This is a genomic window from Variovorax ureilyticus, from assembly GCF_037889935.1.
In the GTDB taxonomy this organism is placed as follows: Bacteria; Pseudomonadota; Gammaproteobacteria; order Burkholderiales; family Burkholderiaceae_C; genus Variovorax; species Variovorax ureilyticus.
Genome location: NZ_JBBKZU010000005.1, coordinates 166,540 through 186,169 on the forward strand (window position 1 = coordinate 166,540; position 19,630 = coordinate 186,169).

The 19,630-nt window shown below is 66.9% G+C and carries 23 protein-coding genes; 13 read left to right on the top strand and 10 right to left on the bottom strand.

Features of this window, described 5'->3' with window-relative positions; translation table 11 throughout:
* Positions 1-79 precede the first annotated feature (79 nt).
* Both recX and recA read right to left on the bottom strand, forming a co-directional pair.
* Positions 80-547, bottom strand: a complete 468-nt coding sequence (gene recX / locus WKW77_RS13195; RefSeq protein ID WP_340357298.1) for a recombination regulator RecX — start codon at positions 545-547, stop codon at positions 80-82.
* Entirely contained in the window at positions 537-1,622 is a 1,086-nt protein-coding gene (gene recA / locus WKW77_RS13200; protein ID WP_340357299.1) for a recombinase RecA, read from the bottom strand. Before recA ends, recX begins: the two co-directional genes overlap by 11 nt.
* A 145-nt stretch (positions 1,623-1,767) precedes the next feature.
* Between recA and WKW77_RS13205 the strand changes: the two genes are divergently transcribed.
* The 3 genes from WKW77_RS13205 to WKW77_RS13215 all read left to right on the top strand — a co-directional run bounded on the left by WKW77_RS13205 (position 1,768) and on the right by WKW77_RS13215 (position 4,541).
* On the top strand, positions 1,768-2,253 hold the full coding sequence (locus WKW77_RS13205; RefSeq protein WP_340357300.1) for a MarR family winged helix-turn-helix transcriptional regulator: 486 nt from the start codon (positions 1,768-1,770) through the stop codon (positions 2,251-2,253).
* Positions 2,254-2,372: 119 nt separating this feature from the next.
* Entirely contained in the window at positions 2,373-3,047 is a 675-nt protein-coding gene (locus tag WKW77_RS13210; protein ID WP_093165483.1) for a response regulator, read from the top strand.
* A 30-nt stretch (positions 3,048-3,077) separates the two neighbouring features.
* A complete protein-coding gene (locus WKW77_RS13215) occupies positions 3,078-4,541 on the top strand; it encodes a sensor histidine kinase (RefSeq protein ID WP_340357301.1) in 1,464 nt (487 codons plus the stop codon).
* A gap of 21 nt (positions 4,542-4,562) precedes the next feature.
* Here WKW77_RS13215 and WKW77_RS13220 read toward each other — a convergent pair whose 3' ends face one another.
* The 3 genes from WKW77_RS13220 to WKW77_RS13230 are packed head-to-tail and all read right to left on the bottom strand — an operon-like array spanning position 4,563 to position 6,171.
* A complete protein-coding gene (locus WKW77_RS13220; RefSeq protein ID WP_340357302.1) occupies positions 4,563-4,748 on the bottom strand; it encodes a sporulation protein in 186 nt (61 codons plus the stop codon).
* 2 nt (positions 4,749-4,750) lie between these two features.
* Entirely contained in the window at positions 4,751-5,545 is a 795-nt protein-coding gene (locus WKW77_RS13225) for a biotin--[acetyl-CoA-carboxylase] ligase (protein ID WP_340357303.1), read from the bottom strand.
* 2 nt (positions 5,546-5,547) lie between these two features.
* Entirely contained in the window at positions 5,548-6,171 is a 624-nt protein-coding gene (locus tag WKW77_RS13230) for an SET domain-containing protein (protein WP_340357304.1), read from the bottom strand.
* Between the two features lie 85 nt (positions 6,172-6,256).
* Here WKW77_RS13230 and WKW77_RS13235 point away from each other — a divergent pair, with 85 nt between their 5' ends.
* On the top strand, positions 6,257-9,163 hold the full coding sequence (locus tag WKW77_RS13235) for a DNA topoisomerase III (RefSeq protein ID WP_340357305.1): 2,907 nt from the start codon (positions 6,257-6,259) through the stop codon (positions 9,161-9,163).
* Positions 9,164-9,180: 17 nt separating this feature from the next.
* Positions 9,181-9,348, top strand: coding sequence for a hypothetical protein (locus tag WKW77_RS13240; RefSeq protein ID WP_340357306.1), 168 nt, complete (start codon positions 9,181-9,183; stop codon positions 9,346-9,348).
* A gap of 10 nt (positions 9,349-9,358) precedes the next feature.
* Here the strand turns inward: WKW77_RS13240 and WKW77_RS13245 are convergent, their stop codons facing one another.
* A complete protein-coding gene (locus tag WKW77_RS13245) occupies positions 9,359-10,240 on the bottom strand; it encodes a gamma-glutamyl-gamma-aminobutyrate hydrolase family protein (protein WP_340357307.1) in 882 nt (293 codons plus the stop codon).
* A 167-nt stretch (positions 10,241-10,407) separates the two neighbouring features.
* On the opposite strand from WKW77_RS13245, the gene WKW77_RS13250 reads away from it, so the two are divergent.
* Complete coding sequence (locus WKW77_RS13250) at positions 10,408-11,463, top strand: sugar phosphate isomerase/epimerase family protein (protein ID WP_340357308.1); 1,056 nt, start codon at positions 10,408-10,410, stop codon at positions 11,461-11,463.
* Between the two features lie 8 nt (positions 11,464-11,471).
* Here WKW77_RS13250 and WKW77_RS13255 read toward each other — a convergent pair whose 3' ends face one another.
* Positions 11,472-12,554 (bottom strand): S1C family serine protease, encoded by a 1,083-nt coding sequence (locus tag WKW77_RS13255; protein ID WP_340357309.1) that lies wholly within the window; start codon positions 12,552-12,554, stop codon positions 11,472-11,474.
* Between the two features lie 84 nt (positions 12,555-12,638).
* Positions 12,639-13,601, bottom strand: a complete 963-nt coding sequence (locus tag WKW77_RS13260; RefSeq protein ID WP_340357310.1) for a DMT family transporter — start codon at positions 13,599-13,601, stop codon at positions 12,639-12,641.
* 379 nt (positions 13,602-13,980) lie between these two features.
* On the opposite strand from WKW77_RS13260, the gene infA reads away from it, so the two are divergent.
* The 4 genes from infA (at position 13,981) to WKW77_RS13280 (ending at position 16,298) form a co-directional block, all read left to right on the top strand.
* Positions 13,981-14,250, top strand: coding sequence for a translation initiation factor IF-1 (gene infA, locus WKW77_RS13265; protein WP_340357311.1), 270 nt, complete (start codon positions 13,981-13,983; stop codon positions 14,248-14,250).
* Positions 14,251-14,257: 7 nt separating this feature from the next.
* On the top strand, positions 14,258-15,664 hold the full coding sequence (gene dbpA / locus WKW77_RS13270; protein WP_340357312.1) for an ATP-dependent RNA helicase DbpA: 1,407 nt from the start codon (positions 14,258-14,260) through the stop codon (positions 15,662-15,664).
* A gap of 36 nt (positions 15,665-15,700) precedes the next feature.
* Positions 15,701-15,871, top strand: a complete 171-nt coding sequence (locus WKW77_RS13275) for a hypothetical protein (protein ID WP_340357313.1) — start codon at positions 15,701-15,703, stop codon at positions 15,869-15,871.
* A gap of 97 nt (positions 15,872-15,968) precedes the next feature.
* Complete coding sequence (locus WKW77_RS13280; RefSeq protein ID WP_340357314.1) at positions 15,969-16,298, top strand: hypothetical protein; 330 nt, start codon at positions 15,969-15,971, stop codon at positions 16,296-16,298.
* On the opposite strand, the gene WKW77_RS13285 is transcribed toward WKW77_RS13280, so the two are convergent.
* Entirely contained in the window at positions 16,295-16,987 is a 693-nt protein-coding gene (locus WKW77_RS13285; RefSeq protein WP_340357315.1) for a TetR/AcrR family transcriptional regulator, read from the bottom strand. The two genes, WKW77_RS13280 and WKW77_RS13285, sit on opposite strands and share 4 nt — an antisense overlap.
* Positions 16,988-17,084: 97 nt before the next feature.
* Here WKW77_RS13285 and WKW77_RS13290 point away from each other — a divergent pair, with 97 nt between their 5' ends.
* From WKW77_RS13290 to WKW77_RS13300, 3 genes are all read left to right on the top strand, one after another.
* Positions 17,085-18,041: a VOC family protein gene (locus tag WKW77_RS13290; RefSeq protein ID WP_340357316.1), complete on the top strand. Its 957-nt coding sequence runs from the start codon at positions 17,085-17,087 to the stop codon at positions 18,039-18,041.
* On the top strand, positions 18,038-18,949 hold the full coding sequence (locus WKW77_RS13295; protein ID WP_340357317.1) for a c-type cytochrome: 912 nt from the start codon (positions 18,038-18,040) through the stop codon (positions 18,947-18,949). The genes WKW77_RS13290 and WKW77_RS13295 overlap by 4 nt, the downstream gene beginning before the upstream one ends.
* A gap of 62 nt (positions 18,950-19,011) precedes the next feature.
* Complete coding sequence (locus WKW77_RS13300; protein ID WP_340357318.1) at positions 19,012-19,203, top strand: hypothetical protein; 192 nt, start codon at positions 19,012-19,014, stop codon at positions 19,201-19,203.
* Positions 19,204-19,212: 9 nt separating this feature from the next.
* Here WKW77_RS13300 and WKW77_RS13305 read toward each other — a convergent pair whose 3' ends face one another.
* Entirely contained in the window at positions 19,213-19,524 is a 312-nt protein-coding gene (locus WKW77_RS13305) for a plasmid stabilization protein (RefSeq protein WP_184530788.1), read from the bottom strand.
* Between the last annotated feature and the right edge of the window lie 106 nt (positions 19,525-19,630).

Sequence of the window (19,630 nt, forward strand, 5' to 3'; positions counted from 1 at the left end):
CACCCCCTACCGGGGGCAACACCGGCGGCCCGGCAAAGCCGGTTCCGCGGTGTTTCGCGCACGGCCGGGCTTCGCCGGCCTAGTCTTCGGGGTCGTATTTCAGGACTTTGGCGATCACACCGGTCGCGAAGCCGCGGGCCATCATGAATCGCATCTGACGCGCCCGCTCGGTCGCGTCCTGCGGCGGCGCGCCGAAGCGTCGGCGCCAGACGTCGCGCGCACGCTCCAGCTCCGTCTCCTGCAGGCTGGCCACCGCCTCGGAGACCGCCTCGGGCGCGATGCCCTTGTGCAGCAGCTCCTGGCGCACACGCGCGGCGCCGAGCCGGGCCGATCGCTGATGCAGCACGGACTGCACCACCCTCGCCTCGCTGATGAAGTCCTTGGCCGCCAGCTCGTCGAGTGCCCGGGCCAGCGCGCCGGGCTCTTCCTCGTACTTGCGCAGCTTGCGCTCGAGCTCGGCGCGCGAGTGTTCGCGCTGGCTCAGCAGGCGCAGGGCGCGGCCCTTGAGCGACGGGCCCGCCCTTCCCTCTTCCCTTTTACTTGTCACCCTTCGCAGGCTTTTCGGGTGCTGCCTCGGCCGCCGATTCGGCCAGGAGCGGAATGCCCAGCGATTCGCGAACCTTGTTCTCGATCTCGCGCGCGAGCTCGCGGTTCTCGCGCAGGAATTCGCGCGCGTTGTCGCGTCCCTGCCCGATCTTCTCGCCGTTGTAGGCATACCAGGCGCCCGACTTGTCGATGAGCTTGGCGTTGACGCCCATGTCGATGATCTCGCCCTCGCGGCTGATGCCTTCGCCGAACAGGATGTCGAATTCGGCCGTCTTGAAGGGTGGCGACACCTTGTTCTTGACCACCTTGACCTTGGTCTCGTTGCCGATCGCCTCGTCGCCCTTCTTGATGGTGCCGATGCGGCGGATGTCCAGGCGCACGGAGGCGTAGAACTTCAGCGCGTTGCCACCGGTGGTGGTTTCGGGCGAGCCGAACATCACGCCGATCTTCATGCGGATCTGGTTGATGAAGATGACCATGCAGTTGGTCTTCTTGATCGTGGCCGTGAGCTTGCGCAGGGCCTGGCTCATGAGGCGGGCCTGCAGGCCGGGCAGCGAGTCGCCCATTTCGCCCTCGATTTCGGCCTTGGGCGTGAGCGCGGCGACCGAGTCGACGACGATCAGGTCGACCGCGCCGGAGCGCACCAGCGAATCGACGATCTCGAGCGCCTGCTCGCCGGTGTCGGGCTGGCTGATGAGCAGATCCGGCAGGTTGACGCCCAGCTTCTGCGCGTACTGCACGTCGAGCGCATGCTCGGCATCGACGAAGGCGCAGGTGCCGGCCTGGCGCTGCATCTCGGCGATGACCTGCAGCGTGAGCGTGGTCTTGCCCGAGGATTCCGGTCCGTAGATCTCGATCACGCGGCCGCGCGGCAGTCCGCCGACGCCCAGTGCGATGTCGAGCCCCAGCGAACCGGTGGAGACCACCTGGATGTCTTCGATCACCTCGCCCTCGCCCAGACGCATGATCGTGCCCTTGCCGAACTGCTTCTCGATCTGGGCCAGCGCCGCCTGAAGGGCCTTGGCCTTTTCGCTGTTGGGGCCCGAGAGGCTTGCGCCCTTGACGACTGCGTCCATGTGAAAACTCCTTGAATATCAATGGGTTGTGCTGGATTCATCCCGCTGCGCTTAATCACAGGCTGGATGCTTGAACAGTAGTGTAGGGGTCAATGGATTGGCGCTGGCTCGTTTTTTGGTCAGTTTGATTTACTATCAAATCACCATGGTCGATCAACTCTCTTCCATAGACCACGACGCCTGGCGCCAGACCCACCTGGGCCGGCTGCTGGGCCATGCCATGCGCCGCTTCGACGAGCGGGTGCTCAGCCTGATGGCGCACGACGCGGACGTGCCGCTGGCACTTTCCAACCTGGCGGCACGCGCACAGGTCACTGCGGCGCACATTCACATCACGCGGCACCTGTCGCGCGATGGCTCGCGCCTGACCGAACTGGCCGAGCGCGCCGGCATGACCAAGCAGGCGATGGGCACGCTGGTCGACCAGTGCGAGGCCTGGGGCCTCGTCACGCGCGAGCCCGATCCGCTCGATGCACGCGCCCGTCGCGTGATGTTCACCGCCGACGGCCTCGCATGGCTCGAAGCCTTCCGCAACGCCGTCGCCCAAGCCGAATCCGAGTTCCGCGCGAGCGTCGGCGACGAGATCGCCACCGTAGTAACCATCGGCCTGGAAGCCTACGCAGCAGCCTAAAATTTGGGCGCGACGAAACCCAGAAACCCCGCGGAACCGGCCCCGCCGGGCCGCTGGGGTTGCCCCCGGAAGGGGGTGCAGAGCCACACGAAGTGGGCGAGGCTGGGGGCGAACTCAGGATGCGAATACTCATTGCGGAAGACGATCAGGTGCTGGCCGACGCCCTGCTGCGCAGCCTGCGCACCTCCGGCTCGGCGGTCGATCACGTGGCGACGGGCTCGCAGGCCGATGCGGCCCTGATGACCAACAGCGAATTCGACCTGCTGATCCTCGACCTCGGCCTGCCGAACATGCACGGCCTCGAAATCCTCAAGCGGCTGCGTGCACGCGGCTCGCAGCTGCCGGTGCTCGTGCTCACCGCCGCGGACAGCGTGGAGGAGCGCGTCAAGGGTCTCGACTACGGCGCCGACGACTACATGGCCAAGCCCTTCTCGCTGCAGGAACTCGAAGCCCGCGTGCGTGCCCTCACGCGCCGCGGCATGGGCGGCACGAGCAATGCCATCAAGCATGGTCCGCTGGTCTACGACCAGGCCGGTCGCGTGGCGACCATCGACGGCAAGATGATCGAACTCTCCGCGCGCGAACTCGGCCTGCTCGAAGTCCTGCTGCAGCGCGCCGGCCGCCTCGTCAGCAAGGACCAGCTCGTCGAGCGCCTGTGCGAATGGGGCGAAGAGGTCAGCCTGAACGCGATCGAGGTCTACATCCACCGCCTGCGCAAGAAGATCGAAAAGGGCCCGGTGCGCATCGCGACCGTGCGCGGCCTCGGCTATTGCCTCGAGAAGATCCCCTCGTGACGAGCCGCTCGCCGGCTTGGTGACCGTCCGGTGAAACTTTTTCAGCGCGCCCAGCGCTCCCTGTTCGGCGAGATCCTCGACTGGATGCTCACGCCGCTCTTGCTGCTGGTGCCGGTGAGCATCGGCGTGACGTGGCTCGTGGCGCAAGGCATCGCCAATGCGCCGTTCGACCGGGCGCTCGAATCCAACATCCAGACCCTCGCGCGGCTGGTCGACGTGGACCATGGCCGCATCCAGTTCGTGCTGCCGCAGCCGGCGCGCGAGATCCTCGGCGGCGACGAGGCGGATCGCGTGTACTACCAGTTGCTCGACGAGCACGGCGGACTGCTCAGCGGCGAGCCTGACGTCCCGCCGCCCAGTTCCGACGAGCCGCCGATGCCCGGTGTGGTCTACCTGCGCAACGGCCTGATTCAGGGGCAGCAAGTGCGCATCGCGTCGCTGTGGATCGCCGGCATCAACCCCGAGGCGCCGATGGCGCTGCTGCAGGTGGCCGAGACGCGCGAGAAGCAATCGGTGCTGGCCACGGAGATCATCAAGGGCGTGCTGCTCCCGCAGTTCGCGATCCTGCCGCTGGCGGTGCTGCTGATCTGGCTGGCGCTCGTGCGCGGCATCAAGCCGCTGTCGGTGGTGGAAGCACGCATCCGCGAGCGCCGGCCGGGCGACCTGAGCCCGCTGGACGAATCCTCGGTGCCGCTCGAAGTGGTGCCGCTGGTGCTCTCGGTCAACGACCTGCTGCGCAAGCTCAACGATTCGATCGGCACGCAGAAGCGCTTCCTCGCGGATGCGGCGCATCAGTTGAAGACGCCGCTTGCGGGGCTGCGCATGCAGGCCGACCTCGCGCAGCGTGAAGGCGCGAACGCGGAAGAACTCAAGAAGTCCCTCAAGCAGATCGGCCGAGCCAGCGTGCGCGCGACGCACACGGTCAACCAGCTCCTCTCGCTCGCCCGCGCGGAAGGCAACGGCGGCAGCATCGGGCGGCAGTCCTGCGACATCGCGCGGCTCACGATCGAGGTGGTGCGCGAGGCGGTGCCGCGCGCGATCGACAAGCGCATCGACCTCGGCTACGAAGGCGCCCAGCCCGGCGCACCCGGCGTGGCGATCGACGGCAATCCGACCCTGCTCAAGGAACTGGTGCGCAACCTGGTCGACAACGCGATCAACTACACGCCGTCGACGCCGGAGCGGCCGGGCGTGATCACCGCGCGGGTGCTGGCCGATCCCTTCGGCCGCATCGTGGTGCTGCAGGTCGAAGACAACGGCCCCGGCATTCCCGAAGCCGAGCGCGAGCTCGTGTTCGAACCGTTCTACCGGGTACTGGGCAACGAGGCCGACGGATCGGGCTTGGGACTGCCGATCGTGCGCGAGATCGCGCGCCAGCATTTCGCGACGGTGCGGCTGGAGGACGCCCATCCGGGCCGGCATCCGCCGGGCACGCTCGTGAGCCTGCGCTTCGACGGCAACGAGGGCGAACGCCGCGCCGGCAGGCCGCACTGAGCGGCGTTGGGCGTGTTCACCCTAGACCTTGCCGGGATCGACCTTTCGGATCTCCAGCATCTGCGGACGCACCTGCTGCTGAAGGCGCTGCGGTTCGCGCTCACTGAAGCGCGCGGGCTGCGTGCCGAACAGCGCGAGCGCGCCTTGCGACCATGCGTAGTAGCCGAGGTTCGCGACGACGAGGAGAACGACCAGCAGTCGAAGCATCGTCACGTCGAAGGCGCAGGGCGCACGCTGACTTCGGCGCTGGTGATCGTCTTCATGCCGGAAGCCGTCTGTACCAGCAGTTCACCGCCCCAGCCCACGCCCTCGCAGCGGCCTTCGGTGCCGTCGCTGAGCCGCACTTCGCGTCCGCGCAGCACGTCGCGCGCGGCGAAGCGCGGCGCGAAGGGGATGAAGCCCCGCGCATCGAAAAGCTGCACGTTCTCCACCAGCGGCACCGCGATCTCGCGCAGCACCTGCGCCGGCGTCGCCTGCGGACGCCACTGCTGCAGCCAGGCCGGTGGGGTGCGCATGCCGGCGGCTTCTCGCGGGCCGATGTTGATGCCGATGCCGATCACGAGGTAGCGCTCCGCCGCGTCAGGCTGGAGGAGGGCGGTTTCGATCAGGATGCCGCCGAGCTTGTGCTCGCCGACCCAGAGGTCGTTGGGCCACTTGAGCCCCAATCCCGCGGCATTGGAGGGATCGAGGCTTTCCGCCACGCTCACGCCCACCGCGAGCGACAGCCCCGACCAATCGCGCGGCGCGAGCGGCAGGCCGAGCGAGAAGGTCAGGGATGCGGGTTGCTGCGCATCCTGCGCGCTTTGCCAGTCTCGTCCCAGCCGGCCGCGACCGGCGGTCTGCCGCTCGGCCACCAGGAAGACAGGGGCGTGGTTGCCATCGCGCGCCCGCCGCATGAGTTCGCTGCTCGTCGAATCGATCTCGGAAACGATCTCGACGCTCACCCCCGGCAGCTTCGGCGCCAGGGCCTTGACGATCTCGTCCTCGAACCAGGGCGCGGCCATGTTCAGCGCTTGCCGGACTTCAGGGAATTGGCGCTCTTGTCCTTGTCCTTTTTCTTCTTCTTCGGTTCAGTGCGGGCTTCGACTGCGTCCTTCTTGCCCTTGCTGGCGCTTTTGGCTTGCCTGTCCTTCTTCTTGCCCTTGCTCTTCTTGTCGTCGGCCTTGGGCGCGAGCAAAGTACCGCGGCAGTTCTTTGAGCCGCACCAGCAGGGGAATTCGGCCTTGAGCTTCTTGGTGTAGGGTTCGTCGATGATCAGGCCGTAGTCGTAGCTGAGTTCTTCGCCCGCCGCGATGTTGCGCAGGGCCTTGATGAAGACGCGGCCGTCCTGCTCGTCCGCTTCGCAACTCGGGTCGCAGGAATGGTTGATCCAGCGTGCCGCGTTGCCCTTCACGCCGCCGTCGATCACCCGCTCGTCATCGATGTGGAAGTAGAACGTGTGATTGGGCTGGGACGGATCGTGCGGATGGCGCCGGAGCGCTTCCTTCCAGGTGATGACCTCGCCCTTGTATTCGATGAGCGTTTCGCCCTCCGCGATATCCTGCACGGCGAAAACGCCGTTGCCATGGACGTCGGAGCGCCGGGTCTGGATGCGGCGGCCACCACCTGAAACGAGGGACTTGGAAGGCATCGGCGAAGTCTGATAGTTTGAATATGTACGCATGCGCGTGCGTGCGCGCACGCGAGAAGCGCCAGATTGTAAGGATGACGAGTCAATGAAGACTTTGGTGATAGCAGAGAAGCCATCGGTGGCCCAGGACATCGTCCGGGCACTCACGCCCGTGGCAGGCAAGTTCGACAAGCACGAAGAGCATTTCGAGAACGAGAAATACGTTGTCACGAGCGCCGTGGGCCACCTGGTGGAAATCCAGGCCCCGGAAGAGTTCGACGTGAAGCGGGGCAAGTGGAGCTTCGCCAACCTGCCGGTGATCCCGCCGCGCTTCGACCTGAAGCCGGTCGACAAGACCAAGACGCGTCTGGCCGCGGTGGTCAGGCAGGCCAAGCGCAAGGACGTGACCGAACTCGTGAACGCCTGCGACGCGGGACGCGAAGGAGAGCTGATCTTCCGCCTCATCGAGCAGTACGCCGGCGGCAAGTCGTCGCTGGGCAAGCCGGTCAAGCGGTTGTGGCTGCAGTCGATGACGCCGCAGGCCATTCGCGACGGCTTCGACCAGCTGCGCAGCGACCAGCAGATGAAGGGCCTCGCCGACGCAGCGCGCTCGCGCTCGGAAGCCGACTGGCTCGTCGGCATCAACGGCACGCGCGCGATGACGGCGTTCAACTCGCGCGACGGCGGGTTCTTCCTGACCACGGTGGGCCGCGTGCAGACGCCGACGCTCTCCGTCGTGGTCGAGCGCGAAGAGAAGATCCGCAAGTTCGTGAGCCGCGACTACTGGGAGGTGCACGGCACCTTCCTGGCCGAAGCCGGCGAGTACCTCGGCAAGTGGTTCAACCCCGACTGGAAGAAACCGCCCCCCGGCCCGGACGGCACGCCCGACCCCGAGCAGCGCGCCGACCGCGTCTGGAGCGAACGCGAAGCGCTCGAAGTCGCCGAGGCCGCACGAGGCAAGGTCGCGAGCGTCACCGAAGAGAGCAAGCCCACGACGCAGGCATCGCCGCTGCTGTTCGACCTCACCTCGCTGCAGCGCGAGGCCAACAGCCGCTTCGGCTTCAGCGCGAAGACCACGCTGGCGCTGGCGCAGAGCCTCTACGAGCGCCACAAGGCGCTGACCTATCCGCGGACCGATTCGCGCGCGCTGCCCGAGGACTACCTCCCGGTGGTCAAGCAGACGATGGGCATGCTGGCGGGCAGCGGCATGCGGCACCTGGCACCGTTCGCGCAGCAGGCGATCGACGGCAACTACGTGAAGCCGTCCAAGCGCATCTTCGACAACGCCAAGGTCAGCGATCACTTTGCGATCATCCCGACGCTGCAGGCGCCGAGTGGCCTTTCCGAGGCAGAGCAGAAGCTCTACGACTTCGTCGTGCGGCGCTTCCTGTCGGTGTTCTTCCCTAGCGCCGAGTACCAGGTGACCACGCGCATCAGCACGGTGGAGCACGTGGGCAAGAAGTACCCGTTCCGCTCCGACGGCAAGGTGCTGGTCAAGGCGGGCTGGCTGGCGATCTACGGCAAGGAAGCCCAGGACGAAGAGAAAGAAGACGACAAGGATGGCAAGCGCCTCGTGCCGGTGAAGCCCGGCGAACAGGTCAAGGTGCAGTCGGCCGAGATCAAGGGTCTGAAGACGCGGCCGCCGGCACGCTATTCCGAAGCCACGCTGCTCGGCGCGATGGAAGGTGCGGGCAAGACCATCGACGACGATGAACTGCGCGCCGCGATGACCGAGAAGGGCCTGGGCACGCCGGCCACGCGCGCGGCCATCATCGAAGGCCTGCTGACCGAGAAGTACATCCACCGCGAAGGGCGCGAGCTGATCCCGACCGCGAAGGCCTTCCAGCTCATGACGCTGCTGCGCGGCCTGGGCGTGGAAGAACTCTCCAAGGCCGAGCTCACCGGCGAGTGGGAATACAAGCTCGCGCAGATGGAGCACGGCAAGCTCAGCCGCGAAGCCTTCATGCGCGAGATCGCCGAGATGACGCAGCACATCGTCAAGAAGGCGAAGGAATACGACCGCGACACCGTGCCGGGCGACTACGTGACGCTGCAGACGCCCTGCCCGAATTGCGGCGGCGTGGTGAAGGAAAACTACCGCCGCTATTCGTGCACCGGCAAGCCAGGGCAGGAGCCCTGCGGCTTCTCGTTCGGCAAGTCTCCGGCGGGCCGCACCTTCGAGTTCGAGGAAGCCGAGCAGCTTCTGCGAGACAAGCACATCGGGCCGCTGGACGGCTTCCGCTCCAAGGCGGGCTGGCCCTTCACGTCGGAGATCGTGCTGCGCTACGACGACGAGGCGAAGAACTGGAAGCTCGAGTTCGACTTCGGCGACGACAAGAATGCCGAGACCGGCGAGATCGTCGACTTCGCGGGACAGGAATCGCTAGGACCGTGTCCGAAGTGCGGCGCGCGCGTCTTCGAGTACGGCAGCAACTACGTCTGCGAGAAGTCCGTGCCGACCCACGAGCACCCCACGCCGAGTTGCGACTTCAAGACCGGCAAGATCATCCTGCAGCAGCCGGTGGACCGCGCCCAGGTCGAGAAGCTGCTCGCCACCGGCAAGACCGACCTGCTCGAGAAGTTCGTCTCGATGCGCACGCGCCGCGCATTCAAGGCCTTCCTCGCCTGGAACAAGGACGAAGGCAAGGTGACCTTCGAGTTCGAGCCGAGGGAAAGCAAGTTTCCGCCGCGCAAGACCTTCGCGAAGGCGGCGCCCGCGGCCGCGAAGAAAGCGGCGCCTGCCAAGAAGGCACCAGCGAAGAAAGCTGCGGCACCGCGCAAGCCCGCCGCGGGCCTGAAGCCCAGCGATGCGCTGGCCGCGGTGATCGGCACGGAACCCGTGCCGCGCACCGAAGTCATCAAGAAGCTCTGGGACTACATCAAGGCCAACGGCCTGCAGGATGCCGCCAACAAGCGCGCGATCAATGCGGACGCGAAGCTGAAGCCGGTGTTCGGCAAGGACCAGGTCACGATGTTCGAACTGGCGGGCATCGTCGGCAAGCATCTGAGCTGATGGAAGGAGTCGTTCGAATGAAGCCCTCTGTGATCGCACTGCTCGCGCTGTGCATGTGCCTGCTCGCGGGCTGCGCGTCGCGAGGCTCGGCGGGCGCCGGCGCCGCGTCTTCGGGCGGAAGCGGCATCACCGTCTTCGGCGAGATCGACGCGGGCGTCAACGGCGCCCGCAACCAGAGTCGCTGAGCGGGCGCGCTCAGCGCATCAGCAGCGCCTGCCGCAACAGGCGCGCGGCGCGGTTGCGGATGCGTCCCGGCGCGGCGCGCAGCGGACTGTGCTGGCTGACCTTGGCGGTCGCACACGCCCACAGGAAGTCCTCGAGGATCGCCGTGTCGTCGAGCGTTTCGGTGCTGCCGTACTTGTGGAACTCGGGGTGCCACTGCGTGGCCGCGATGTAGCTGCGTCCCCGGTCGGGCTTGCGGCGGATGGCCTCGGCGACGTGGTCCGGAATGCTCCACGCATCGACCTCGAAGCCCGGCGCGAGGTCCTTCACGCCCTGGTGGTGGATGCTGTTGACGCGCGCGGTCTCCATGCCCGGATAGAGCTTCGACATCCGCGAGCCCGGCGCGACGTGGATGTCATGGAAGTTCTGGTCGTACGCCACCGGGTCGCGGTGCCGCTGCGCATTGGGGTGCTGGGCCTCGATGTCCTGGTAAAGCGTGCCGCCGAAGGCCACGTTGATCAGTTGCAAGCCGCGGCAGACGCCGAAGATCGGTTTGCCGACCTGCTCGAAGGCTTCCACCAGGGCGAGGTCGTAGAGGTCGCGGATCCGATCGCCGATCCACGCATCCTTGAGCGGCACTTCGCCATAGCTGCCGGGCCAGACATCGGCGCCACCGTGCATCACCACGCCATCGAGCCATTCGGCGTAGTGCGACAGCTTGGTGTCGCCGCGCGCGGTCTCGCCGGTGGGGCAGGGGACCATCACCACCATCGCGCCCGCGGACATGAGCCAGTGCGCAATCGACTGCTCCACGTACTGGAGCGTCTTGTTCGTGAACAGAGAGCGCGCCGGGTCCGCGTGGGAGAAGCAGGCTGAGAGGCCGATCTTCAAACGGCCGGATACGGTTTGTGCCATTCGTCTTTCGGGAAACGTGCGGCTGAGCCACGCTGTTGACTTCGCGTTTCATTCTGAAACGATTCTGCGGCTGCTGCACGGCGGAGACGACCGCATGGCGAAGTCAGACGACGCTCGCAACTCAGGCGCAATGGCATCATCGCGAGCCCAACGCAGGAGACAAACGAATGAAGACCATCAAGGGGCCGGCCATCTTCCTGGCCCAGTTCGCGGGCGATGAAGCGCCCTTCGACTCCCTCGACGCGATCGCCGGCTGGGCGGCGGGCCTTGGCTACAAGGGCGTGCAGATTCCGAGCTGGGATGCCCGCCTCTTCGATCTGAAGCGGGCCGCCGAGAGCAAGACCTACTGCGACGAAGCGAAGGGCACGTTGGCCCGGCACGGCCTGGAGATCACGGAGCTGTCGACGCACCTGCAGGGGCAGCTCGTCGCGGTGCATCCGGCCTACGATGCGGGCTTCGACGGCTTCGCCGCGCCGGTGGTGCGCAACGATCCGGTCAAACGGCAGCAATGGGCGGTCGAACAGCTGCACCACGCCGCACGGGCTTCGGCCAACCTGGGACTGACTGCGCACGCGACCTTCTCGGGCGCGCTCGCATGGCCGTATCTCTATTCGTGGCCGCCGCGTCCGCCGGGCCTGATCGAGGAGGCCTTCGACGAACTGGCGCGCCGCTGGAAGCCGATCCTCGACCGCTTCGACGAGGCCGGCGTCGACGTCTGCTACGAAATCCATCCCGGCGAGGACCTGCACGACGGCGTGACCTACGAGATGTTCCTCGAACGCGTGAACAACCATCCGCGCGCGTGCCTGCTGTACGACCCGAGCCACTTCGTGCTGCAGCAGCTCAACTACCTCGACTACATCGACCACTATCACGAGCGGATCAAGATCTTTCACGTGAAGGACGCCGAGTTCAACCCGACCGGCAAGCAGGGCGTCTACGGCGGCTTCCAGTCGTGGCTCAACCGCGCGGGCCGCTTCCGTTCGCTGGGCGACGGGCAGGTGGACTTCGGCGCGATCTTCTCGAAGCTCGCCGCCTACGACTTCCCGGGCTGGGCGGTCCTCGAATGGGAGTGCTGCCTCAAGCACCCCGAGGACGGTGCGCGCGAAGGCGCCGAGTTCATCGCCAACCACATCATCCGCGTCGCCGACCGCGCCTTCGACGACTTCGCCGCAGGGAACGTCGACACCGCCGCCAACAGGAAGATGCTCGGGCTTGCCTGAGCGCCGCGTCAAATGCCTTCAGGTTTGCGCAGGGTCCGCATGCGATCGATCGAGTGCACCTTGATCTTGCGCACTTCCGAGCCCTGCTGCACCGTGAGTTCGACGTCGCCTTCGGCCAGCGGCCGCTTCCAGAGCTGCTTGTAGAAGCCCTCGAGGGTGGTGACCTCGATGCCGTCGATCTCCAGCACCACGTCGCCCGGGCGCAGTCCGGCTTCGACCGCCGGTCCCGCGCGATCGACGCGCACGATCTCCACATGGCCGTCGCGCTCGGACGACGAGACGCCGAGCCACGGCCGGATGCTTGCGCGCGTGCGGCCGTTGGCCTGCAGTTCCGCGAGCACCGGCCTCAGCAGGTCGACCGGCACGAACATGTTGCCCGGCAGCGTCCGCTCGGGACCTGCGGCCTCCAGCACGAACAGGCTGCCGATGCCGAGCAGGTCGCCACGGCTGTTGAAGAGCGCGGCGCCGCTGTGGTTGGCCACCGGCGGACTGGTGAAGATCGCGCTTTCGATGTGGTACTCCCAGTAGCCCGAGAACGGCCGCGTCGCGATCAGCCGGGTGAAGCCGACTTCGGTGCCGCGGCTGCTCCCGGTGGCGACCAGCAGTGGCTCGCCGACCTTCAGGGTCGCGACACCGGCCATCGGCACCGGCTCGATGCCCCGAAGCGGCACCAGCGGGCGCACGAGGCCGAAGCCCGTCGCGAGGTCGTAGGCCACCTCGCGTGCCGGCAGAACGCGATCATCCTGCGTGACGACTTCGATGGTCTCGGCTTCGAGCAGCAGGTAGCCGATGGTGAGGATCAACCCGTCCGGCCCGATCACCACGCCCGAACCCGACCGCCGCTGGCCGAGGCTGTCGGCGGAGGTCGCGCCTTCGGTCGCGGTGACATTGACCGCCACCACCGCGTCGCCAGCACGCTTGAGCGCGCGCACCTGCGCATTCATCGCCGCGGTCTCGGCCGGCGTCGCGGCCATTGCCGAGACGCCGAGCAACGCGGCCACGCAGAGGGCAAGGCTGCCGAGCCATCGAAAGCGATCCCGGACAAGGCCCGGCGCCAGCGAAGATCGAACGATTGATCCTTGCGTCCGCATGACCGCGCTCCTTGGAACGATGGTCCCTCATGGTGCGCCGCCGGGGCGCGGCCCGCAAGTCCGAACGACTCCCGCCGCGGCCGTCTATCGCGGATTGAGCGAGGCCCGCGCGCCCGGCACCTCTTCGCGAGTCACCAGCCAGATGCCGGCGCACACCAGCAGCAGCGCGAGGGCGTTCTTCCATTCGAGAAAGCGCTCGTCGAGGAACAGCGCCGACAGCAGCGTCCCGAATATCGGCACCATGAAATTGAAGACCGTGACCATGCTCACGCGGTTGTACTTGAGCAGCGTGGTCCACAGCGAGAAGGCGGCGGATGAGAGCACCACCAGATAACCCAGCAGCACCAGCCCGCCGAGCGTCGGCTCGCGCAGGGCGCCGCCCAGGGCGAAGCCGATCAGCAGCAGCGTGGCGCCGCCGATCGCGAGCTGGTAGCCGGTGAGCACCACCGAATCGATGCGCTGAGAGAGCTTCTTGCCGTAGATGCTCGCAGCCGACAGCACCAGCGCCGCCAGAACGACGGAGCCTTCGCCGAGCAGCGTGAAATCGAATTCCATCGCGCCGCGCCCGAAATTGACCACCATCACGCCGACGAAGCCGACCACGCAGCCGAGCACCTTGTTGAAGCTCAAACGGTCGTTGTGATAGATGAAGTGCGCCAGCAGCACGCTGAAGAAGGTGCCGGTCGCGTTCATGATCGAGCTCTTCACGCCCGTGGTGTGCGCCAGCCCCAGGTAGAAGAAGAGGTACTGCAGACTGGTCTGCGTCAGGCCCAGCAAGGTCATCTGACCGAGGGAGCGGCGGTCGAAGCCGAAGATCGCCTTCCGGCTGAACGCTGCGACGACGAGCAGCACCAGCCCGGCGAAGAGAAAGCGATAGCCGGCGAAGAGCAGTTGCGACGGGATGTCGTCCGGCGCGATCTGGAAGAGCACATAGCCGTTCTTGATGGCCGGAAAGGCGCTGCCCCAGAGCAGGCAGCACAGGGATGCAAAAAGAAAAACGACCTTGCGGTCGCTGAAGAAAGCGCGGTGATTTGGCGAACTTGTCATACAACGAGGCGAGATTATCCACGAAGCCGCCTTGGTTGTACGACGACCAAGCCCGGAGCGGGCGCCCCGAAAAGCAACAGTTATGCCAGTCGAGTAGAATGGCGGGTTCGTTTCGATACCGCGCGACGAAGCATTTCGTCAGATCGCCGGCAGGGTCCGCATTCGGTTCCAAACCGCGAGACCCGTGGATGTCCAGGCCGGCTCCTTCCGTGCGTTGGTGCGTCAGCGACGCGCCGATGCACGTCGCTCACGGCCTTCGTACCTTGTTGAAGCGAACGGCGCGCTGTCCGCTTGGGTGGGCGCATGGGCCCGGCCGGGCCGCGCTTGAACCGGCCGACCGTTTTCCTGTCCAATCACGACAACCATTCAAAGGTAATTCATGCCCAAGGAAGAACTGATCGAAATGAACGGTGCAGTCACCGAAGTGCTGCCCGATTCCCGCTACCGCGTGACCCTCGACAACGGCCATCAGCTGATCGCCTACAGCGGCGGCAAGATGCGCAAGCACCACATCCGCATCTTGGCCGGCGACAAGGTCTCGCTCGAACTCTCGCCCTACGACCTGACGAAGGGCCGCATCACGTTCCGTCACCTGGAACGCCGCGGCCCTCCGCCAGTCACGGGCGGCAACAACTCGCAGCGCCGCTGATCTCGCAGTGACCGGTCCGGCCGCCGATTTCGCGCAGCTGCCGCTTTCGCCACAAACGCTGGCGAACCTGGCGCAGCTCGGCTACGCGCAGATGACGCCGATCCAGGCGGCCAGTCTGCCGCCGGCGCTGCTCGGCCGCGACCTCATCGCACAGGCCAAGACGGGCAGCGGCAAGACGGCCGCGTTCGGGCTCGCGCTGCTGGCGAATCTCAATCCGCGCCGCTTCGCGGTTCAGGCCCTGGTGCTGTGCCCGACGCGCGAACTCGCCGATCAGGTCACGACCGAGATCCGCCGCCTTGCCCGGGCCGAGGAAAACATCAAGGTGGTCACGCTCTGCGGCGGTGTCGCGATGCGCGGGCAGCTCGCCAGCCTCGAGCACGGCGCGCACATCGTGGTCGGCACGCCCGGCCGCATCATGGATCACCTCGAGCGCGGCAGCCTCGATCTCGAAGCGCTCAACACGCTGGTGCTCGACGAAGCCGATCGCATGCTCGACATGGGCTTCTTCGACGACATTGCCAAGGTTGCGCGGCAATGTCCTGCAAAGCGGCAGACACTGCTGTTCTCGGCCACGTACCCGGAAGGCATCGAACGGCTCGCCGCGCAGTTCATGAAGGACCCGCAGCAGATCACCGTGCAGGCGCAGCACGAGGCCGGCAAGATCCGTCAGCAGTGGTACGAAGTGCAGGGCGAGGAGCGCCTTCACGCAGTGAGCCTGCTGCTCAACCATTTCCGTCCGCTCAGCACGCTGGCCTTCTGCAACACCAAGCAGCAGTGCCGCGATCTCGTGCAGGTGCTCCAGGCGCAGGGATTCAGCGCCCTGGCGCTGTTCGGCGAACTGGAGCAGCGCGAGCGCGATCAGGTGCTCGTGCAGTTCGCCAACCGGAGCTGCTCGGTGCTGGTGGCCACCGACGTCGCGGCACGCGGGCTCGACATCGCGCAGCTCGAAGCGGTGATCAACGTCGACGTGACGCCCGACCCCGAAGTCCACATCCACCGAATCGGCCGAACCGGCCGTGGCGACGCGGAAGGGCTGGTGCTGAACCTCGCCGCCATGGACGAGATGGGCAGCGTCGGGAAGATCGAGCAGCTGCAGGGCCGCGAATCCGAATGGCATCCGCTGGCCGAACTCACGGCCGGGGCCTCCGCAGACGCCGCGCCCCTGCAGCCGCCCATGGCCACGCTGCAGATCACCGGCGGCCGCAAGGAGAAGATCCGCGCCGGCGACGTGCTGGGCGCGCTCACCGGCGAGGCCGGCTTCACCCGCGAGCAGGTCGGCAAGATCAACGTCAACGATTTCTCCACCTACGTGGCGGTCGACCGGCGCATCGCGCGCGAGGCCGTGCGCAGGCTCTCCGCAGGCCGCGTGAAGGGCAAGACCGTCAAGGTGCGGCTGCTCGAGGATGTGGCCTAATTACGCTTTTCGCTTTCTCATCAACCAGAGCTTTCCATGTCCAACAAAATCCGCACCGAAGCCGACCGCAAGGCGACTCCCAAGCCCGTTCCGATGCCCGGCTACAGCCTGCCCAAGATGGGTGGCGGCCAGAAGGTGAGCCTCGAGCGCGGCACCGCGACCCGCAGCAAGAAGAACCCCGGCAAGCGCGCCAAGAAGGGCGGCTGATCGCTTCACCGGGTCCGGCGCGCACGTGCGCCCCGGCTCGCTGAACATCGCAGAACGCGCCTTCCGGGCGCGTTTTTCATTGGAGCTCCCGCCGCACATGTCCGACGACTACCAGATCGAGATTCCGCCCTCGTTCTTCGCGCTCTTCACCGACCGACGGCAGCGCCTGTCCGAGCCCTTGGCCGTGGTGCGCGAGCGCTACGAGGTCTGCGAAGACCTGGCGAACCATCTCGTCCAGCAGGCGCTGACGCTGCACCACGTCGCGGTGCCGTCGGAGGAAGAGATCCTCGGGAAGATCCATGCCGGCCTTGCGGCGACCGGATCCGGTCTGTCGCCCGCCGAGGCGCAATGGATCACGCGACGGCTGGCCGAACTGCTCGGCTGGCGCGATCCTTCCTTCGACAACGCGGCAGGCACGCCCGACTAGGTTCTGCGCGACGTCTTTTTCGCAGCCGGCGCCGCCGTCTCTTCCATCGGCGGAAAGGCCGGCAGGGGCCGGAAGGCCACCTGCTTGGCGGCCGCCCATTCCATTCCCAAGCCACGCAGGAGGCAGGTCGAAACCTCGCGCCCGTGCTTTCCCGACGCGCGGCCGAACGCCACGGTGCGCATCGCCTGCTGCACCGAGCCGTTGATCATGTCCATCGCAGCCGCCTCGCTCGGCACGCGGAACGCCTTCTGCTTCACGCCCAGCCGCAGGTCGGCCAGCACGTAGTCGCGGATCTGCATCAGCAGTTCGGGCGCCGCGGCCGACACCTCCATCAGCATCAGCGCCCATTGCGGGCTTTGCTCGGCGAGCCAGATGTAGCGCTGGATTCCGATGGCCATGCGCTGCGCGCCCTCGGCCACGCCTTGCTGGCTCTGCGTGATGCGCCGGCACAGGGTGTCCGCCAGCAGCATCGCAACGCCGCGCGCGACGTCCTCTTTCGTCTTGAAGTGGTTGTAGACCGTGCCGGTCGTGACGCCCGCCACTGCGGCGATTTCCTGGATCGTCGCATCGGCATAGCCGCGCGAACCGAAGACCCGGATCGCCGCCTGCACCAGCTGCACACGGGTGCGCTCGCGCTTGAGCAGGCCGGGCCGCGCGCGCCACACACTTTCGGCCAGGGCCTCTGGCAAAGGTGCTATTGACCCGTCGCCAAAATTTACGAGATCATCCATTTTTGCATGTCGCATTCAATTTTGAACGAACCACCCATTTAGACAGGAGTTTGCCATGCCTCCCGATCTCCGCCTCGGCTATCTCGTCTTCGACGTGCGCCGCCCCGACCGATGGGCGGCCTTCTGCGAACACATGCTGGGTCTCCCCGCGCCGGTCGCCAATACGGACGGGAGCACCGGGTGGCAGCTCGACGATGCCAGCCAGCGCCTGATCGTGCGCGAAGGCGTCGGCGACGACCTGGCGGCGATCGGCCTGCAATGCGGCAGCGACGAGGCGCTCGACCGTCTGTTGAACCGCCTGCGCGAGGCCGGCTGCACCGTCGAGGCGGGCGACGCGGCGCTCTGCCACGCGCGCCGCGTGCAGCGGCTGCATCGCTGCGTCGATCCGTGCGGCAACGCGGTCGAACTGTTCACGGGGCCCGAGCAGTCGGCCACGCCATTCAAGTCCGCGGCTTTTCCCGAGGGCTTCCGGACCGGCGACCTGGGCCTGGGCCATGCGGTGCTCGTGTGCCACGACATCGAGTGCATGGAGGCGTTCTACGTCGAGGTACTCGGCTTCGGCGTGACCGAACGCCTGGCGACGCGGGTCGGGCCGATGGACATCCGCGGCGTCTTCCTGCACTGCAACCAGCGCCATCATTCGCTGGCGCTCTTCGACATGCCACTGCGCAAGCGCATGCATCACTTCATGCTGCAGGCCGAGCGCCTGTGCGACATCGGGCTCGCCTTCGAGCGGGCGCGCCTGCACAAGGTCCCGCTGAGTTTGGAGCTGGGGCAGCATCCCGCGCCGGACAGCACCTTCTCGTTCTACGGCGAGACACCATCGGGCTTCGACTTCGAGATCGGCGCCGGCACGCAGACGATCCATCCCGAAGGCTGGCAGACGCATCACACCGACATCACCAGCACCTGGGGCCACAAGCCCAGGCTGCGCCTGCAGCTGAAGATGGCTGCCGGGTTGATCGCGCAGAAGATGTCGGGCGGCGCTCGCCAGGCGAAGGCGCTGGCATGAGCGCGGCCAAGGGCAGGCGATGGCCCAGACGCATCGCGGTCGCAGTCGTGGCATTGATCGCATTGGCGGCCGTCGCGATCTTCGCCGGCGACCAGATCGGGCGCGCCCGGATGCAGCGCCACGTCGACGTCGCGGTGAAGGGCGTCCCGTTCCGCGATGACGCAGCCGCCGTCGAGCGCGGGCGCTATCTCTTCGCCTCGCGCGGCTGCGTCGACTGCCACGGCGCGAAGGGCGGTGGCGCGATGTTCGTCGACGATGGCAAGGGCCTGCGCATCGCAGGCCCGAACATCAGCCCCGGCCCGGGCAGCGTGGTCGCCGGATACACGACGGCGGACTGGGAGCGCACGATCCGCCACGGCGTCAATCCGAAGGGGCGTCCCCTGATGATCATGCCGAGCGAGGACTACAACCGCTTCACCGACGACGACCTTGCCTCGCTCGTCGCCTACGTGCGCCAGATTCCGCCCGCGACCGGCGGCGGCCCCGTGCTCGACCTGCCGCTGCCGGTGCGTGTGCTGTACGGCTTCGGCATGATCCGTGACGCAGCCGCGAAGATCGACCACACGCGCCCGCCCGAGCCACCCGTACCCGACGGCGTGACCACCACGCACGGGGCCTATGTCGCCAACATGTGCCTCGGCTGCCACGGCGCGAAGCTCAACGGCGGCAAGATCCCCGGCGGCCCGCCAGACTGGCCGCCCGCGGCGAACCTCACGCCCGGCGAAGGCACCGCGATGACCCGCTACCCCGACGCGGACGCCTTCGCGAAGCTCTTCAAGACCGGCAACCGCCCGGACGGCACGGTGGTGAAGGTGATGCCTTTCGGCTCGTTGCGCGAGATGAGCGACACCGATGTGCGGGCGCTGTTTCTGTACCTGAAGACCTTGCAGCCGATGCCGGACGGCTGAAGGCCTTTGCTCAATCGATGCACGGCTCTACGATCGACTCCATTGCCCCACGGAGTCCCCCCATGAGCAACGAGCTGCGCAACAAGCTGCACGAACTGCAGGAGCTGTCGACCAACGCCGCCGATCCGCAGACCGGCGCGATCATCGAGGCGCTGCGGCTTCAGACCGCCATACTGAACGAACGGCTCTTTCGCATCGAGCTGCAGCTCAGCGAAGTGCTCAAGCGCCGGGACGCGAGCGTCGACTCCGCCTGAGCAGGCCCCTCAGCCGCGGTGCTCGGCGTTGCGCTTGCGGGTGGCGGCAGCCTTCTTCGCGGAGGCGGACCGCTCTGCGGCGCTGCGCGAGGCCGAGGCCGCACCACCCAGGCGGCCACCCTTGTGGGCGGGCGCGTGGTTCTCAGCCTTGCCGCGGCCCGAGCCGCTCTTCTTGCCGCCGCCGGTTTCGGCATTCACGGTCGCCCAGGCGCGGCGTTCGGCCTCGCCCTTCGCGACGCCGCGGTGCTCGTAGCCCTTCTCGATGTGCTCGGCCTGACGCTTCTGCTTGTCGGTGTACGACGACTTGTCACCTCTTGGCATGGTGCGGCTCCTTCTGTGGGTGAGGGGCTCCATGGTTGACCTCGCGCAGGCGATACGGGTAGGAGGTTCAAGCCGGCGCATGTCAGCAAGCGCTTGCATGAGTACG

Coding starts and splice junctions, on each gene's coding strand:
- recA (WP_340357299.1), bottom strand. CDS start 1,622: ATGGACGCAGTCGTCAAGGGCGCAAGCCTCTCGGGCCCCAACAGCGAA.
- WKW77_RS13205 (WP_340357300.1), top strand. CDS start 1,768: ATGGTCGATCAACTCTCTTCCATAGACCACGACGCCTGGCGCCAGACC.
- WKW77_RS13210 (WP_093165483.1), top strand. CDS start 2,373: ATGCGAATACTCATTGCGGAAGACGATCAGGTGCTGGCCGACGCCCTG.
- WKW77_RS13220 (WP_340357302.1), bottom strand. CDS start 4,748: ATGCTTCGACTGCTGGTCGTTCTCCTCGTCGTCGCGAACCTCGGCTAC.
- WKW77_RS13225 (WP_340357303.1), bottom strand. CDS start 5,545: ATGGCCGCGCCCTGGTTCGAGGACGAGATCGTCAAGGCCCTGGCGCCG.
- WKW77_RS13230 (WP_340357304.1), bottom strand. CDS start 6,171: ATGCCTTCCAAGTCCCTCGTTTCAGGTGGTGGCCGCCGCATCCAGACC.
- WKW77_RS13235 (WP_340357305.1), top strand. CDS start 6,257: ATGAAGACTTTGGTGATAGCAGAGAAGCCATCGGTGGCCCAGGACATC.
- WKW77_RS13240 (WP_340357306.1), top strand. CDS start 9,181: ATGAAGCCCTCTGTGATCGCACTGCTCGCGCTGTGCATGTGCCTGCTC.
- WKW77_RS13245 (WP_340357307.1), bottom strand. CDS start 10,240: ATGGCACAAACCGTATCCGGCCGTTTGAAGATCGGCCTCTCAGCCTGC.
- WKW77_RS13250 (WP_340357308.1), top strand. CDS start 10,408: ATGAAGACCATCAAGGGGCCGGCCATCTTCCTGGCCCAGTTCGCGGGC.
- WKW77_RS13255 (WP_340357309.1), bottom strand. CDS start 12,554: ATGCGGACGCAAGGATCAATCGTTCGATCTTCGCTGGCGCCGGGCCTT.
- WKW77_RS13260 (WP_340357310.1), bottom strand. CDS start 13,601: ATGACAAGTTCGCCAAATCACCGCGCTTTCTTCAGCGACCGCAAGGTC.
- infA (WP_340357311.1), top strand. CDS start 13,981: ATGCCCAAGGAAGAACTGATCGAAATGAACGGTGCAGTCACCGAAGTG.
- WKW77_RS13275 (WP_340357313.1), top strand. CDS start 15,701: ATGTCCAACAAAATCCGCACCGAAGCCGACCGCAAGGCGACTCCCAAG.
- WKW77_RS13280 (WP_340357314.1), top strand. CDS start 15,969: ATGTCCGACGACTACCAGATCGAGATTCCGCCCTCGTTCTTCGCGCTC.
- WKW77_RS13290 (WP_340357316.1), top strand. CDS start 17,085: ATGCCTCCCGATCTCCGCCTCGGCTATCTCGTCTTCGACGTGCGCCGC.
- WKW77_RS13295 (WP_340357317.1), top strand. CDS start 18,038: ATGAGCGCGGCCAAGGGCAGGCGATGGCCCAGACGCATCGCGGTCGCA.
- WKW77_RS13300 (WP_340357318.1), top strand. CDS start 19,012: ATGAGCAACGAGCTGCGCAACAAGCTGCACGAACTGCAGGAGCTGTCG.
- WKW77_RS13305 (WP_184530788.1), bottom strand. CDS start 19,524: ATGCCAAGAGGTGACAAGTCGTCGTACACCGACAAGCAGAAGCGTCAG.